The sequence below is a fragment of the Neobacillus novalis NBRC 102450 genome (assembly GCF_001591805.1).
GTDB classification, from domain to species: domain Bacteria; phylum Bacillota; class Bacilli; order Bacillales; family Cytobacillaceae; genus Neobacillus; species Neobacillus novalis.
Genome location: NZ_BCVP01000004.1, coordinates 121,257 through 136,308, shown reverse-complemented (window position 1 = coordinate 136,308; position 15,052 = coordinate 121,257). Strand labels below are relative to the sequence as shown.

Here is a 15,052-nt window from a genome sequence, read left to right as displayed (position 1 = left end):
AGCTTAGTTTATTCACATATTTTGGAGTCTGTGGCAAGGGGGAGAGTAAGTGAAAAAGTGGTTTTCTCTGGTTTGGAATCACAAAACATCTCTCCTTTATGTTTTTCAATAATTTCTTTACAGACAAACAAACCAAGCCCTGTGCCAAGTTTTTTGGTCGTAAAAAATGGCTCGAAAATGGTTTCCTGTAATTCTGCCGGAATCATCGGTCCATTATTAGAAATATCGATTGTGATGTGCTGATTATCTTTTAAAAAGCTGACAATATTTATTGTTGGGTTCTCATGCACATGATGATTAAGGACATCAATGGCATTAAAAATGATATTAATAAAGACCTGTCTAATTTCATCGGCATAACCATTTAATGTAATATCTTCACATAAATCCTTGTTTATTTTAACTTTACCATCAAGAATACTAGGATAGAGAAAGTTTAGTACTTCATCAATAAGCTTATTCATATTGAAATCCGATTTTTCTTTGCCGATTAATTCTTTTTTAGATAAAAGCAGGAACTGTGAGATACGAAAATTTAGCTGATCCAACTCGCTCGAAATAATTTCTAAATACTTCATATTTGGATAATCTGCTTTCAGTAATTGAATAAATCCCTGAACAGATGTTAGCGGGTTCCTAAATTCATGAATGAAACTTGAGGTCATTTGTCCAAGAAGTGTTAACCGATCCTGATGGGTCGAGTCGATGAACATGGTCTTTTCCTCAATGATTTTGTTTTTGGCCTCTGTATAAAAGGAAACGGCAAAATAAAGAAATTTATCGAAGCAGAAATTAATTTTATTCATTGATTCCTGTAGATCTGGCCAAGGAATACCCGTTTTACTTAAATAGCTGTATAAAACCGTTCTTCCCAAATTGACATTATAAACAAAATCGCCAATGTTAATATTAGCCATTACTCTTTCATGTGAAATTTTTTTCGCAAGATGCTCAAGCATCGCTAAAATTTCCTCGTTAGTCATCTGGTGCATCGTTAATACTACGTTAAGAAGGGCCTTAGCATTTTCCTGAATTTCACCTAAATAAGGGTCCCCTTTAGAAATAACAGTTGAATTACCCCATTCGATTAATAAATTTTCTTTATTTTTATCAAAAAAGGCAATTAAATCGGTTTGTTCATCTGTAAACATATTAACCCCCTCTGTCCAAACATGATTACAAAGATAATTCGCTTATAATGAGTAAAATCCTTTATATATTTAAATAAAAAAAATTTCCCAATATCAGTCTAGATAAATCTCATTGGAGAAATAAAATCATAGGTATCAAAATGGATGGCATTTTTTCCTTGTCAAAGCGCTAAATCAATAGTATATTCGATAAGGAATCAATTGAATATTTCCACAGGGGGGGCTGCTTTAGGCGGCTGAGAGTGAACGTTGGAGTTCTGACCCTATGAACCTGTTAGTTAACACTAGCGTAGGGATGTGGTTTGCCGGACAAGTAAAGCAATGCAGACAATTCCTTATGTCTCATTGCTTTTTTTTCGTTTAAATTTAGTGGCACCATCTGGTTTATGGAAGATATCAGCCGAGTCCAAAAAGTTTAATAGGGGGAAACAGGAGTGAACAAAAAGAGAAGTAATACACTATTTATCGCCGAGGTGGCTGTTTTTTCAGCACTTGCCTTTTTATTGGATTTTGCTGCCGATCTGCTTTCATTAAAAATTTGGCCGCAGGGCGGGTCTATTTCGATTGCTATGGTGCCGATTTTTCTCATGGCATATCGCTGGGGAATACGTGGCGGATTATTAACGGGATTCTTACTTGGGCTTCTCCAAGTTGTCCTTGGATTTGCGAAATTTTATTTCATTGTTCAGGGGATTCTCGACTATTTTATTGCCTTTACAGTAGTTGGGTTAGCCGGACTATTGGCAGGGAAAATCCGGAAATCCCTTGACGAAGGAAATAAACGAACATGGATGACCTATACAGTCCTTGGAGCCTTTATAGGAAGTTTACTTCGCTATCTTTGTCATGTTGTTGCTGGGGCTGTATTTTTCGGAGAATATGCACCTAAAGGACAGCCGGTTATGATTTACTCACTAGGTTATAATGGAACATATATGCTCCCAAGTTTCGTAATTAGTGCCATTATCGTGATTCTTGTCATCGGTGCAGTACCAAAGAGAGTAATCCTTGGGAAAAATTAATTACCAATGCAAAAAAAAGGAAGAGAAATATCGCCTCTTCCTTTTTTTTTGAAAACTTTTCGAACAATTGTCAAATTTACTATGCTTATTACCCTAAAAAAGTGTTAAAATACATTTAGAAAGATAATCATTCTCAATTAACATAGATAAGGGTGATATACATGTTTGGATCGTTAAAAGCAGGAGATAAGGGAAAGATTATTGACATTTCTCATGTTGGTCACCTGGTACAAAGACGTTTACTTGATTTAGGGATAACAGAAGGCTCAGAAGTGTGCGTGAAATGTGTCATGCCATTTGGCGGCCCGATTATGATTGAATCCTGCGGACAATGTGTCGGCATCCGCCGCCGGGAAGCAGTACAGATTGAAGTGGAGAGAATATAATGGAAATCGCGCTTATCGGAAACCCCAATACTGGGAAAACTTCCTTGTTTAATAATCTAACAGGTTCCTATGAGTATGTCGGTAACTGGAGCGGTGTAACCGTTGAAAAGAAAGTTGGCGTTTTCAAAAATAATATAGGCCATTTAATCGATTTACCAGGTGTATACACTCTTAATCCGTTATCAAAAGATGAAGGGGTGGTTACTTCCTTTTTCTTGAATGAATCTGTTGACCGCCTGTTAAATATATTGGATGCTTCACAATTAGAACGAAATTTACATTTAACCCTGCAATTACTTGAATTTGAAAAGCCAGCTCTTATTGGTCTAAATATGATTGATGTCGCTAATAAGCGCGGAATTCATATTGACGCTTCTAAGTTATCGGAAGTTCTTGGTGTACCGGTCGTCCCAGTCGTGGCAAGAAGTGGAAAGGGCTGTGATAAGCTCGTCGATGTCATCGCCACAAAATCGATTCAGCCAACGAAAAAGAACCTCGTTTATTATGGAAAAGAGGTTGAGGAAGCAATCACTTTATTGACCGCTAAAATAAGCGGAAAAACTAATCATTCTGCGCGTTTTCTGGCGATTCAGTATTTTGAAGGAAATGACTATGTTAAAGACTATGTTAATAGTATTGCAGACGCCGAAAAGCTAGAGGCAATTACCGCAAATTTAGAATTACAACTTCAGAAACTTTATGAGAGTAAATCATTAGCAAACTTCATCTATTTAAAAAGAAAAGAAGTCATTGAGAGTATCGTTGCTGATGTTGCAAGAAAAAGTAATTCGGATATCCCGCTCTCAGAGAAAATTGACAGTATTGTAACCAATCGCTATGTTGGGATGCCGATCTTTTTGCTGCTGATGTATTTGATGTTCATGCTGACATTTGATTGGTTAGGAACACCATTATCCGATGGCTTGGATGCCCTTTTAACTGGTCCAGTTACGGTCGGATTCGAAAAGGTATTAACGGCGATAAATGCTTCTGAGTTTATTCATGCCTTAATAATTAATGGATTAGTAGCCGGGGTCGGCGGTGTTCTCGTGTTTGTGCCGCAAATCTTTATACTATTCTTCTTTATATCGTTATTGGAAGACTCCGGGTACATGGCTCGGGTTGCCCTAGTTATGGACCGAATTATGGAATCGGTAGGATTGAATGGGAAGGCCTTTATTCCGATGATGATTGGCTTTGGCTGTAATGTCCCTGGAATCATGGCGGCAAGAACGATTGAAACCCCAAGGGAACGGCTATTAACCATTTTACTTACGCCATTAATGTCCTGTTCCGCTCGTTTGCCTGTATATGCTTTATTTGTGGGCGCCTTTTTTGCCGGTAATAAAGCATTTGTTGTTCTAAGCCTTTATGTCCTTGGAATTGTTGTAGCGTTAATTTTGGCAAAAATCTTTTCTTCTACGATTTTAAAATCAGAAACTTCCTTGTTTGTGATTGAATTGCCGCCGTATCGTCTTCCTCAATTCCAATCATTATGGAGAAGTACTTGGGATAAAGGGAAAGGCTTCGTTAGAAAGGCAGGAACATTTATTTTTGCAGGTTCTGTCTTTATTTGGCTGTTATCATACGCTGGTCCCAATGGTTTAAACGTGGATATGGATCACAGTTATTTGGCTGCGATTGGAAATGCGATTGCGCCAATTTTCGCGCCAATTGGCTTTTCTACATGGCAGGCATCCGCGTCATTAATTACAGGATTTCTAGCCAAAGAAGCGATTATTTCAACAATGAATATAATCTATTTTGTACCAAATGATGCCAGTTTGCAGGGTTTATTAGCAGATTACTATACCCCGCTTGCGGCCTATAGTTTCATGGTTTTCATTTTGTTGTATATTCCGTGCCTAGCAACAGTAGCAACCATCTATAAAGAAACAACCTCGAAAAAGTGGACAGCTTTTTCGATGATCTATGCTTTCGCAATTGCCTATGTTTTATCCTTAATCATTTATCAAGGCGGCAGATTGTTGGGATTTGTATAATCTAAAAAAAGAGGTGGAGCAAATGATTGCCAGTGTTTTGATAGGTGCAGCTATCTTTGGATATGCGATTTGGCATTTTGTGAAATTCATAAATAAATCGAAAAAAGGAAAATGTGCCGCCTGTGAGTTGAAAAATTCATGCTCAAGCCAGTGCGGTATTCCGCCAAAAGTGAAATAAAAGCCTTGGAAAAAACTGCTATCTTAAGTCGATAGCAGTTTTTTTAATCGAATGATTTGAATGATGAATGGAAATTGTGTAAAATTACACTAGATGCTATTGAAGGAAGGGCTAAATGTGACCAGGGAAGAAATTATCATGCAGGTTTCTGAAAAGCTTCGATTAATCCGGACTGAAGCAGGTTATACGCAGGATAAAATGGCAGATATTATTGGTGTCTCAAAGAAAACGCTTGTGCAAATTGAGAAGGGAAGAGTTCTAGCCAATTGGTCTACCGTTGTTGCTATTTGCGCACTTTTTCGTGAAACAGAAACAGTTCAATTTTTATTTGGGAACGAGCCCTTGGAAGTATTGGAGACGGTTGCCAGGGAAGGTATTGATTATCGCAGAATGAAAACAATGGGCGGCCGCTTATGGTGGAAAGCGATTTCAAAGAAAAACGGATTTATTCTTCAGCAAAATATTCTCAGCAAACATTTTCGGATATTGGACGCGGCGAATTATCGAATCTACAGCAGTTTCGATGAAAAAATGACAAAGCAGCGCTTTAAAGAGTTAACCAAAAGTGAATAATGAAAAGACGGGTTGCGTACCTGTCTTTTTTTGTTAATCGATTATCTACCGGTAAACAGTCATAAAATCGACACATTCATCGAAAAGTATACCTGTTATAGAGATTACAGACAAAGGATGTCATCAAATTGGTATTTACAGAAAGGTTACGTGGCATTTTTAAGAACTGGAAAAAGTGGCATTTGCTCCAACTAATCGTGTTGGTTGCCTTGATTATGATTCTAGGTTTTTTTGGACTGCTTTTTTATTTTTCCAAGGATGCTGACATATCAGAACTGAAAAATGAACTTCCACAGCCAACGGTTTTTTATGATATTAATGGGAAAGTGGCTAGCAAGGTTTCGGCCAATAAAAATGAAGGAGTTCTAATCACGGAAGTCCCGGATTCCATGAAAAATGCAATTATTTCCATTGAGGACCACCGTTTTTATCAACATAGCGGTGTAGATTTAATAGGTACGTCCAGGGCTCTTTTCCGTGACTTAAAAGCTGGCGCGATGGTCGAGGGCGGCAGTACCATCACACAGCAATTAACGAAAAATACGATTCTCACTTCTGAAAAAACAGTGAAAAGAAAGATGGAGGAAGTATTTTTAGCATTGGCGGTTGAACGGGAATATACGAAACAGGAAATCCTGCAGATGTATTTAAACCAGATATATTTTGGCAACGGTGCTTATGGAATTAAACAAGCAGCCAGTAAATATTTTGCAAAAGAGGTTAAGGACCTTTCAATTAGCGAATCCGCCTTACTCGCGGGACTAATAAATGCTCCCTCTGCCTTAAATCCATACGAAAATATGGAAAAAGCAACCGAAAGGCGAAATCTTGTGCTCGCAAAAATGCAGGAGAAAGGCTATATCACAAAACAGCAGGCTGAAAAGGCAACGCATGAAAAGGTTGTTCTCGATGACAAGGGCGGCGACCCGTTCCGTGGGAAATTTCCTTATTATGTTGACCAGGTTTTGGATGAGGCGATAAAACAGTACGGCTTCACTCAAGATGAATTGTTGACAGGCGGGTATCAGATTTATACCGAGCTTGATCCTGCGATGCAAGCGGCGATGGAAAACACGTATCAAAATGCCGCCTTATTTCCAAAAGGAAAGGACAGGCTTGTCCAAAGCGGCGGCGTCTTAGTAGACCCGAAATCAGGCGGGATCAGGGCTCTTGTCGGCGGCAGAGGAGATCATGCGTTTAGAGGCTATAACCGCGCCTCGCAGTTAAAAGCACAACCAGGCTCTTCCTTTAAGCCATTGGTAGTTTATACCCCGGCACTTGAAGAAGGCTGGAAAATCACGGACATGTTAAAGGACGAACAGATGAAGTTCGGCACTTATGAACCTAGTAATTATGATCATCGATACGAAGGCGAAGTACCGATGTATGAGGCGGTAAAGGAATCAAAAAACGTCTCGGCTGTCTGGCTGTTAAATGAACTGGGAATCGAAAAGGGTTTAGATGCGATTAACCGCTTCGGCATTACCTTGGATAAGGCTGACCGTAATTTATCAATCGCCCTCGGAGGCCTGCATCAAGGCGTATCGCCAATCGAGATGGCAGAAGCCTTTTCTGTATTTCCTAATAACGGCGTGCGAGAGGAAGCACATGTGATCAATAAAATCATCGATGCAAAAGGTAATGTGGTCGCTGAGTGGAAAGGGAAAAATGAGCGTGTAACAACAAAAGCTGTTACCGATAATATGACAACGATGCTCCTTGGTGTTATCGAACTAGGAACCGGAAAGGCAGCACAAATCCCCGGCCGGGAAACGGCTGGTAAAACAGGATCCACCCAGGTTCCGATTAAAGGAATCAATGGGCTGAAGGATCAATGGTTTGTTGGTTATACGCCACAGCTAGTGGGTGCCATCTGGGTTGGTTATGATAAAACCGATGCCGACCACTATATCACCCCAACAAGCGGAACAGGTTCTGCTGTAATCTTCAATGAAGTGATGAAGGAAGCACTAAAAGGCTATCCAAACGAAAGCTTTAATGTGCCGCACATTTCCTCGTTGATTGAAAAGCGGAAAAAGGAAGAAGAAGAAAAGAATCTTGATAATTTTCAAAAGAAATTCAATAATGAAGTGCAAAAATGGGAAGAAAAATGGAATAAACAAAAGGATAAGTGGGATAAGAAGGAGAAGGACAAAGGTAAGGGAAAAGGCAAAGGCAAAGGTAAGGATAAAGGAAAAGGGCATTAATTTAGGAAGGTACGAAGAAATTCGTGCCTTTTCTTAATCAACAATATATATAAACAAACTGAGATTTGCAGGTAAAATTTATTTAAGGTGAACAAAATACTGAGTTGATCGTCTAATTAATAAAGACACAAATAGGGATGATGGGGGAAAGAGAGGATTATTGCCGAATGGATGCATTGATAAAAAATGCAAAAGAAGGGGACCATTTAGCATTCGCCATGTTGTTTAAAGAAAATTATCCATTTCTTGTAAAATATTTAATGAAAATAACAATGAATCCTGATACAGCTGAAGAATTGGCACAGGAAACGATGGCGAAATGTATACAAAAGTTTCATCTTTATAATGGTCAAAGTAAATTTTCCACCTGGCTGGTTTCGATTGCGACAAATACATACATTGACCAATGTAGAAAGAAAATGCGAGAGAAAAATTGGCAGGTACAAGAGGAAGTCTACCGCAAATTGAAGTGGAGTTTCGAAAGTAGAAATGAAGAATGGAATGATGCGTTAGAGGCACTGGCGCGATTACCGGAGGATGTCAGGATTCCGATCATTTTGAAGCACTATTACGGATATTCCTACGAAGAAATTGGCGATTGGATGAAAATATCTCCGGGAACAGTTAAATCAAGGGTGCATAATGGAATAAAGTCAATAAGAAGGGAGCTGAAAGTAAGTGAAGAAACAGAAAGTCATCATACTGGGCAACGAACAACTAGATAAACAGGACTCAGCTGCTATTCACGAACTGCAAGAGGGGTTACATCATATAGATCAATTCCCTGTTTATTCTCCAGACCTTTCATGGTTTGAACAAAGGGTGGCAGCAGAGAAGCAGCAAATACGAAAAAAGCTCATCAGGGATTTAGCTTTATTTTTAATCATCGCCTTTATTATTTTAACAGGAATTATTGTATCCTTATTTCAAATGCCAGTCTTGTTTATTTTTCTGCAATTAGTTACCACCATCTTTATTGTGTTATATACAAGTGTAAGTTTATTAAAGAAGGTGAGTAATGGATGAATGGCGATTATTCATTAACATTAATCATCGTTGTTGCTGCCATTTTATTCACGCAGAGTATCTTTTTATTTTTGGATGCACGGAAACGTAGTCATAACTATTGGTTTTGGGGGATTGCCGGACTAATCCAGGCACCAATGCCAACGCTATTTTACCTAATTTTTGTTAGGAAAATTTTTCATAAAAAAGTGGGGTATTCAAATGATGATAATCGTGACCACTGATTGCATTCCTGGTAAGGAAATCAAGGATTTTGTCGGCTTTGTTAAGGGGAGTACGGTCCAATCCAAACATATTGGTAAAGATCTATTAGCCGGTTTGAAGACGATTGTCGGCGGTGAGATTAAGGAATATACGGATATGTTAAATGAAGCGAGAAAAAAAGCCATCGACAGAATGGTGGATGAAGCGAGGGAATTAGGAGCAAATGCTATCATCGGGATGCGATTACAATCCAGTTCCGTTATGCAGGGGGCGTCAGAAATTATCGCCTACGGGACCGCAGTTCGGGCGGAATAATTATAGGATTAATGAGTAGGGACCGGCCATCATGGTCAGTCCCTATTTTTTCAATAAGTAAGGCCTACTCTTGAACGGATAAATTCATCTGAAAATAGCTGCCTGTAGGCGAAATCTCCGGTGTCAAAAATCGAGATGGAGGAAGGATTTTCAGGGAGAAAGTCCTTTTCATATCGATAGGTCCCAATTCTTTCACCCACTGGTAAATAGGTTGGACAGACAATTGTCCAATCTAGCCCGGAGTCCTTTAATAATAAAAAGGCCTTTAAATGTTCCTCGGCATCCTTGGTACTCTTTCGTCTAGACTCTGACGATTGGAATCGGTATAAATAGGGAGCGGAACGTGCTTGCAGGATACCTGCTGTACCAATTGTAATAATCCGGTTAATTTTATGCTTTTTCATATGTTTGATGATGAAGGGCATGGATTCTGAAAGAGTTGAGCTGCCGTCTGTATTTAAGGCACTGATGACCGCATCAGCCCCCGTGATTGAATGGATAATATCCTCTTCCTGTAAGACATTACCTTCTCTAACGGTAAGGCATGCAGCCTTTTGGTTCATTTTTTTCGCGTCTCGCACTAAGGCTTGGACAGAATGGTGATTGCTTAAAGCATTTTCCAAAATAACTGAACCAACTCTTCCAGTTGCCCCAAAAAGGCAAATGTTCACAAAAAATTCACTCCTTGGTCACTAAAGTGTAATTTCTATCACTTGTTAGCCCTGCCCATTATGATACCTTAAAAATGTTTAAGTAAAAACAATTCAAAATGGGGTGGGATGGATATGGGTGAGTATTCAATAGTACTGTTAATCGGTAGTTTTTTAATCCTTTCTTATTATATCGGATATACAATTTATAAAGCATAGGCTGCAGACAAATGTCTGCAGTTTTTTTAATAAAATGGTTAGAAATGGGTATATATATTGAAGTAGCGCGAATTAGTGAGGTGGAATGTACATGGAGAATTTTAGAATCGAAAAGGATACGCTTGGTGAGGTGCGTGTACCGGCAAATAAATATTGGGGAGCGCAAACACAGCGGAGCAAGGAAAATTTTAATATTGGCACCGAAAAAATGCCTTTAGAACTTATTTATGGATTAACTTTAATTAAAAAATCAGCTGCAATCGTCAATCAACAATTAGGGAAGCTAAGTGAATTAAAAATGGAGGCAATAAAAAAAGTATCCGATGAAATATTGAAGGGAGACTTCGATGAACATTTTCCATTAGTTGTCTGGCAAACCGGCAGCGGCACGCAGTCCAATATGAACGTCAATGAGGTGATAGCCAACCGGGCAAACGAATGGTTGAAGGAACAAGGCAGTACAGAAAATATCCATCCTAATGATGATGTCAATATGTCGCAAAGCTCCAATGATACCTTTCCAACAGCCATGCATATTGCTGCCTATATAAAAGTAATGGAATCACTGCTTCCAGCTATTCAAGAGCTAAAACAGACACTCCTTGAAAAAGAAAAGTCCTTTTCTGACATTGTAAAAATAGGAAGAACGCATTTGCAGGATGCTACGCCATTAACTCTCGGACAAGAAATAAGCGGCTGGCGGGCAATGTTGGAAAAGAACGAAAGAATGATTATGGAAGCTAGCGGTTATCTGCTGGATTTGGCAATAGGAGGGACGGCTGTCGGTACAGGAATCAATGCTGACCCTCAGTTTGGAGAAAAGGTTTCGGCGCAGCTTTCAACGCTGACAGGACATCCATTCCGATCTTCAGAAAATAAATTTCACTCCTTAACAAGTCATGATGAAATTGTCTATGTCCATGGTTCCATCAAAGCACTAGCAGCAGATTTAATGAAAATTGCCAATGATGTTCGTTGGCTTGCAAGCGGGCCGCGCAGCGGGATTGGTGAGCTAAGCATTCCAGCCAATGAGCCCGGTAGTTCAATCATGCCTGGAAAAGTAAATCCAACGCAATGTGAAGCGTTAACGATGGTGGTGTGCCAAGTCTTTGGTAATGACATGACAATTGGCTTCGCGGCAAGCCAAGGGAATTTTGAATTAAATGTATTTAAACCAGTGATTATTAATAACTTGATCCAATCCATAAGGCTTCTTTCTGATGGATTGCGGTCATTTAACAAAAATTGTGCCCTGGGACTTGAAGCTAACGAAAAAATAATTAAGGAACATGTGAAACAGTCTTTGATGCTGGTGACAGCATTAAACCCCCATATAGGCTATGAAAAAGCGGCACAAATAGCCAAATTGGCTTTTAAAGAAAATAGCACATTAAAAGAAGCGGCAATTAAAACCGGTTATGTCTCGGCGGATCAATTTGACCAATGGATTAAACCTGAAAATATGGTTTAAAACACTGAACATGAAAGCCCCCTCCAGTGTTGGAGGGGGCTAAGCCATATTATTTATTTGTTGTATAAATGGGTTTACTAAAAATTAGTGTTTGAACCCGCCAAGTTGGGATTCAGCCATTTGTACAAGACGCTTTGTAATTTCTCCTCCGACAGAACCATTGGCACGAGAAGTCGTATCTGCACCAAGGTTTACGCCAAATTCTGAAGCAATTTCATACTTCATTTGATCAAGTGCCTGTTGAACGCCTGGTACTACTAGTTGATTAGAGTTGTTGTTACTAGCCATAGATGAATAACACTCCTCTTAATAAGTTTGGGGTCAGTATGGAATTGAACCATAAGTGCCGCCTAGGGCCTAACCCATATTATTATTGTTCCTTTTAGTAAATGGTTGGATGACCCGGAGTTGCACCGGTTATTACCCTGGTTGGTTTCATCCATCGGTGTAAATGTTGCTTTGTAATCTTTATTATGATTAATTCTTGAAGACTTATTCGAAATATTGATTAGTAATTTATTCCATTACATAGGACAGATAATCTAACATAAACTAAAGTTAACTTACAATCAAAAGGGTGAAGTGTATGACAGTATGCCCAGTCTGCAACGGTTTCCGCGACGTCTATTTAATGTGTACCGATTGTGGTGAACCTATGCTGGAAAGCGGCCGGATTATGGATTTTTATGATGGTTACAGTCCATATATGGAAATTGATTTAATGAAAATGGAGGATGGCTATCATGACACAAATTCAGGACATAAATGTCCGCATTTATATCATTGCCCATCCTGCCTTCATGATGAAATCATACTAATAAAAGAATAAGCCCCCGTTCCTAGATACGGACGGAGGCTTAAGAAATAATTATTTTTCGATTTTATGGTCTGATTCTTAATTCTGTATCAACATCAAAGAAATGAGCCTTGTTTAAGTCAAATGCTAGGTCTAATTTATCACCTGGTTTAACATCGGCACGTGAATCAAGTCGTGCTACGAAGTCCTGGTCTCCAATGGATGAGTAAACCATTAACTCGGCACCGGTTAATTCGGCAACATCGATATTAGCGGTAATTTTTGTTCCAGTAGATGCCTCAATGAATACAGGTTCATCATGGATATCTTCTGGGCGAGTCCCTAGAATGATAGACTTTCCAACATAGCCTTGCTCACGAAGGAATTTCATCTTTCCTTCCGGAACAGCGATAGCCGTTTTGCCGATAACAAATTTGCCATCTTCAAGTTTTCCATTGAAGAAATTCATTGCTGGCGAACCAATAAAGCCGCCGACAAACACATTTTCCGGCTTTTCATAGACTTCTTTAGGCGAACCAACCTGTTGAATGACTCCGTCTTTCATAACAACTAAACGGGTAGCCATTGTCATTGCCTCTGTTTGGTCGTGAGTAACATAGATAGTTGTCGTATCTAAGCGGCGGTGCAGCTTGGCAATCTCAGCACGCATTTGTACACGAAGCTTGGCATCAAGATTGGATAACGGTTCATCCATTAAGAACACCTTGGCATCACGGACAATGGCACGGCCCAATGCAACACGTTGGCGCTGACCCCCTGAAAGAGCTTTTGGTTTACGAGTTAAATATGCTTCTAAGCCAAGAATTTTGGCTGCTTCTTGGACCCGGCGGTCAATTTCGGGTTTTGGAAATTTACGCAGTTTCAATCCGAATGCCATGTTATCATAAACCGTCATATGCGGATAAAGGGCGTAGTTTTGGAAGACCATCGCGATATCGCGGTCTTTCGGAGCAACATCGTTTACCCTTTTGCCATCAATGTAAAAATCACCTTTTGAAATATCTTCAAGTCCAGCAATCATTCGTAGTGTAGTTGACTTACCGCAGCCAGAAGGACCAACAAAGACAATAAACTCCTTATCCTCTATATGTAAATTGAAGTCCTGAACAGCGGTAACTTTATTATCATAAACTTTAAAGATATGATCTAATTTTAACTCTGCCATGTGAATTGCCTCCCTGTTTTATCTTGATAAGCTCAGTTTACAGGTTAAGGGGAAAAAAAGGTATGGACAGGTTGCACAAAAAATGAAAACGCTTTTTTGGGCACATTGTTAGTTGCGTTTCTGTTCAAACAGAAGGCAAGCTAAAAAGACGGTAAAGGCCCCGTGAAAATCCTTTAATCCAATTCCAGTTTTTTCGCAAAATTTATCAATCCGATATTGGAGGGTGTTTCGGTGGATATACAATCGTTTCGCAGTTAAACTTGCATTTAAATTGTTTTCTAAAAAAATCTTGACGGTCGAAAACATTTCCGGGTCATCATGGAATAGTTCGATTACTTCTTGGTTGACTTTTTGCTTTAATTCTTCTGGCAGATGATGTGCTAAAAAAGCAGGGAAAACCCGTTCAAATGTTAAGATATGCGGGTTGCCCAAATTGATAATCCCAAATGAAAAGTATTCTTGTTCCTGCCGGAATTTTTCGCGGAGCTCCAAGGAAAAAGGATGGAGTTTTCCAATATAAAATGAAACTTTTACATAAAAATCGCTTTCTAATGTTTCCGACATCGAAATTAGTTCTTCTTCGGAAAGAGAAATTTGTGTTTTCTCTTCTATAACAATACCCCGGCTTCCGTTTTCCCAAATGATTAGTACGTCCTCAGTAAAAAAGCCTTTTAAAGCGGATTCCATTTCAATTTGATTCGCATCATCGCTGCTCATTTGGAATTGAATCAACCGAAAAATGGCTTCTTCAGATGGGTAACTTGGAAGGGGACCGTTTAAAAGTAGAAATTCATACCAGCCATTTGAAGTGGAAGGATTGGCTGATGTTTCAACTTCAACTAGTTTGAAAATCGTTTTTAGAAGCTTTAGTTCTTTTTCACTTACGTCTGTTTTAGGAATGCTAATCCACTCATTCTCTGCATCGTTACATAAGATAAACATTTGGTCACTAGGGTTCTCAGGTTGATTGAGAAACAAAATTGAATTCTCATATATGGACAATAATTTTTTTAACATCTGTTATTTTCCCCATTATCTAAATTTTTTAAGAAATTCTACTTCTATTATACCAATAGAAGATGGACAATAAAAAAGGCTGAGCCGATAAAATTGCCGGCTAGCCTTTTTTGATACCTTAGTGTTTTAGTCACATTCATACGGTGGTTGTTCTTCAGTTAGGTCACGTGCTTCTTCAATATTTGTGGAATCGTGACGTGCATGGACGGAACCGCCTGACATTCCTTCATTGATCATCCGGTCAATATCTAGATAGACTTTATCTCTTCCTTCATAAACAGAACCTTGTTCGGCTAGCTTATCTTTATCTTTTTCCATGACAATCAATCCTTTCCGCTTTTCATGTTAGTTTGTGGAAAGGTTTATTGCACTATTCATAAACGTGATAAAGCATTAATTCATGGATTTGGCTTGTTAATGCGTCAATATCTTTTTGTTCCGGCGTATTTGTGGTGAATTCAATTTTTCCTGTTTGGTGATAGATTCCTGTAAATCTTTGCTTTTTGTAATAAAAGGAAAAGTTCCAGCCAGGAATATTTTTATTTTCAAATAATGGTTTGAACTGAAAATGCATCAACATTTACCTCATCCCCTTTGCATTTTACTGCTTCTAGCTTACCTTGTTTAGGGAATAATTTAAACAAAAAA

At 38.9% G+C, this 15,052-nt stretch carries 19 protein-coding genes and 1 riboswitch; of the genes, 12 read left to right on the top strand and 7 right to left on the bottom strand.

Going from position 1 to position 15,052, the window contains the following annotated elements; all coding sequences use genetic code 11:
- Positions 1 to 8 precede the first annotated feature (8 nt).
- Entirely contained in the window at positions 9 to 1,151 is a 1,143-nt protein-coding gene (locus tag BANVL01_RS02940) for a histidine kinase N-terminal domain-containing protein (protein ID WP_066084056.1), read from the bottom strand.
- A 206-nt stretch (positions 1,152 to 1,357) separates the two neighbouring features.
- A riboswitch (TPP riboswitch) is annotated at positions 1,358 to 1,464 on the top strand.
- Between the two features lie 121 nt (positions 1,465 to 1,585).
- On the opposite strand from BANVL01_RS02940, the gene thiT reads away from it, so the two are divergent.
- From thiT to BANVL01_RS02890, 10 genes are all read left to right on the top strand, one after another.
- Positions 1,586 to 2,173, top strand: a complete 588-nt coding sequence (gene thiT, locus BANVL01_RS02935; protein WP_066084061.1) for an energy-coupled thiamine transporter ThiT — start codon at positions 1,586 to 1,588, stop codon at positions 2,171 to 2,173.
- A 161-nt stretch (positions 2,174 to 2,334) separates the two neighbouring features.
- The gene (locus BANVL01_RS02930; RefSeq protein WP_066084067.1) at positions 2,335 to 2,559 is read left to right on the top strand and encodes a FeoA family protein; all 225 of its coding nucleotides are present in this window, start codon (positions 2,335 to 2,337) and stop codon (positions 2,557 to 2,559) included.
- Positions 2,559 to 4,562: a ferrous iron transport protein B gene (gene feoB / locus BANVL01_RS02925; protein WP_066084069.1), complete on the top strand. Its 2,004-nt coding sequence runs from the start codon at positions 2,559 to 2,561 to the stop codon at positions 4,560 to 4,562. The genes BANVL01_RS02930 and feoB overlap by 1 nt, the downstream gene beginning before the upstream one ends.
- A 22-nt stretch (positions 4,563 to 4,584) precedes the next feature.
- Positions 4,585 to 4,740, top strand: a complete 156-nt coding sequence (locus BANVL01_RS02920; protein ID WP_024031282.1) for a FeoB-associated Cys-rich membrane protein — start codon at positions 4,585 to 4,587, stop codon at positions 4,738 to 4,740.
- Positions 4,741 to 4,857: 117 nt separating this feature from the next.
- Positions 4,858 to 5,313: a helix-turn-helix transcriptional regulator gene (locus BANVL01_RS02915; RefSeq protein ID WP_066084072.1), complete on the top strand. Its 456-nt coding sequence runs from the start codon at positions 4,858 to 4,860 to the stop codon at positions 5,311 to 5,313.
- 128 nt (positions 5,314 to 5,441) lie between these two features.
- Positions 5,442 to 7,520, top strand: coding sequence for a transglycosylase domain-containing protein (locus BANVL01_RS02910; protein WP_066084073.1), 2,079 nt, complete (start codon positions 5,442 to 5,444; stop codon positions 7,518 to 7,520).
- Positions 7,521 to 7,687: 167 nt separating this feature from the next.
- Positions 7,688 to 8,245: an RNA polymerase sigma factor SigY gene (sigY, locus tag BANVL01_RS02905; protein ID WP_066084075.1), complete on the top strand. Its 558-nt coding sequence runs from the start codon at positions 7,688 to 7,690 to the stop codon at positions 8,243 to 8,245.
- Positions 8,199 to 8,546, top strand: coding sequence for a YxlC family protein (locus BANVL01_RS02900; RefSeq protein WP_066084076.1), 348 nt, complete (start codon positions 8,199 to 8,201; stop codon positions 8,544 to 8,546). The genes sigY and BANVL01_RS02900 overlap by 47 nt, the downstream gene beginning before the upstream one ends.
- Positions 8,543 to 8,770 (top strand): sigma-Y antisigma factor component, encoded by a 228-nt coding sequence (locus BANVL01_RS02895; protein WP_066084080.1) that lies wholly within the window; start codon positions 8,543 to 8,545, stop codon positions 8,768 to 8,770. The genes BANVL01_RS02900 and BANVL01_RS02895 overlap by 4 nt, the downstream gene beginning before the upstream one ends.
- Entirely contained in the window at positions 8,751 to 9,065 is a 315-nt protein-coding gene (locus tag BANVL01_RS02890; protein ID WP_066084083.1) for a YbjQ family protein, read from the top strand. Before BANVL01_RS02895 ends, BANVL01_RS02890 begins: the two co-directional genes overlap by 20 nt.
- A gap of 50 nt (positions 9,066 to 9,115) precedes the next feature.
- Here BANVL01_RS02890 and BANVL01_RS02885 read toward each other — a convergent pair whose 3' ends face one another.
- Positions 9,116 to 9,736: an NAD(P)-dependent oxidoreductase gene (locus BANVL01_RS02885; RefSeq protein ID WP_066084085.1), complete on the bottom strand. Its 621-nt coding sequence runs from the start codon at positions 9,734 to 9,736 to the stop codon at positions 9,116 to 9,118.
- Between the two features lie 289 nt (positions 9,737 to 10,025).
- Between BANVL01_RS02885 and fumC the strand changes: the two genes are divergently transcribed.
- A complete protein-coding gene (gene fumC / locus BANVL01_RS02880) occupies positions 10,026 to 11,405 on the top strand; it encodes a class II fumarate hydratase (RefSeq protein WP_066084086.1) in 1,380 nt (459 codons plus the stop codon).
- 84 nt (positions 11,406 to 11,489) lie between these two features.
- Here fumC and BANVL01_RS02875 read toward each other — a convergent pair whose 3' ends face one another.
- Entirely contained in the window at positions 11,490 to 11,693 is a 204-nt protein-coding gene (locus tag BANVL01_RS02875) for an alpha/beta-type small acid-soluble spore protein (protein WP_066084087.1), read from the bottom strand.
- Between the two features lie 298 nt (positions 11,694 to 11,991).
- On the opposite strand from BANVL01_RS02875, the gene BANVL01_RS02870 reads away from it, so the two are divergent.
- Complete coding sequence (locus BANVL01_RS02870; protein WP_066084090.1) at positions 11,992 to 12,234, top strand: hypothetical protein; 243 nt, start codon at positions 11,992 to 11,994, stop codon at positions 12,232 to 12,234.
- A 52-nt stretch (positions 12,235 to 12,286) separates the two neighbouring features.
- Here BANVL01_RS02870 and BANVL01_RS02865 read toward each other — a convergent pair whose 3' ends face one another.
- From BANVL01_RS02865 to BANVL01_RS02850, 4 genes are all read right to left on the bottom strand, one after another.
- Positions 12,287 to 13,387 carry an ABC transporter ATP-binding protein gene (locus tag BANVL01_RS02865; protein WP_066084093.1) on the bottom strand — a complete coding sequence of 367 codons (1,101 nt, stop codon included), beginning with the start codon at positions 13,385 to 13,387 and terminating at the stop codon, positions 12,287 to 12,289.
- A gap of 108 nt (positions 13,388 to 13,495) precedes the next feature.
- Positions 13,496 to 14,404 (bottom strand): PucR family transcriptional regulator, encoded by a 909-nt coding sequence (locus BANVL01_RS02860; RefSeq protein WP_066084094.1) that lies wholly within the window; start codon positions 14,402 to 14,404, stop codon positions 13,496 to 13,498.
- A 126-nt stretch (positions 14,405 to 14,530) separates the two neighbouring features.
- Positions 14,531 to 14,722 carry a hypothetical protein gene (locus BANVL01_RS02855; protein ID WP_066084095.1) on the bottom strand — a complete coding sequence of 64 codons (192 nt, stop codon included), beginning with the start codon at positions 14,720 to 14,722 and terminating at the stop codon, positions 14,531 to 14,533.
- A gap of 52 nt (positions 14,723 to 14,774) precedes the next feature.
- The gene (locus BANVL01_RS02850; protein WP_066084096.1) at positions 14,775 to 14,984 is read right to left on the bottom strand and encodes a YheE family protein; all 210 of its coding nucleotides are present in this window, start codon (positions 14,982 to 14,984) and stop codon (positions 14,775 to 14,777) included.
- Positions 14,985 to 15,052 lie beyond the last annotated feature (68 nt).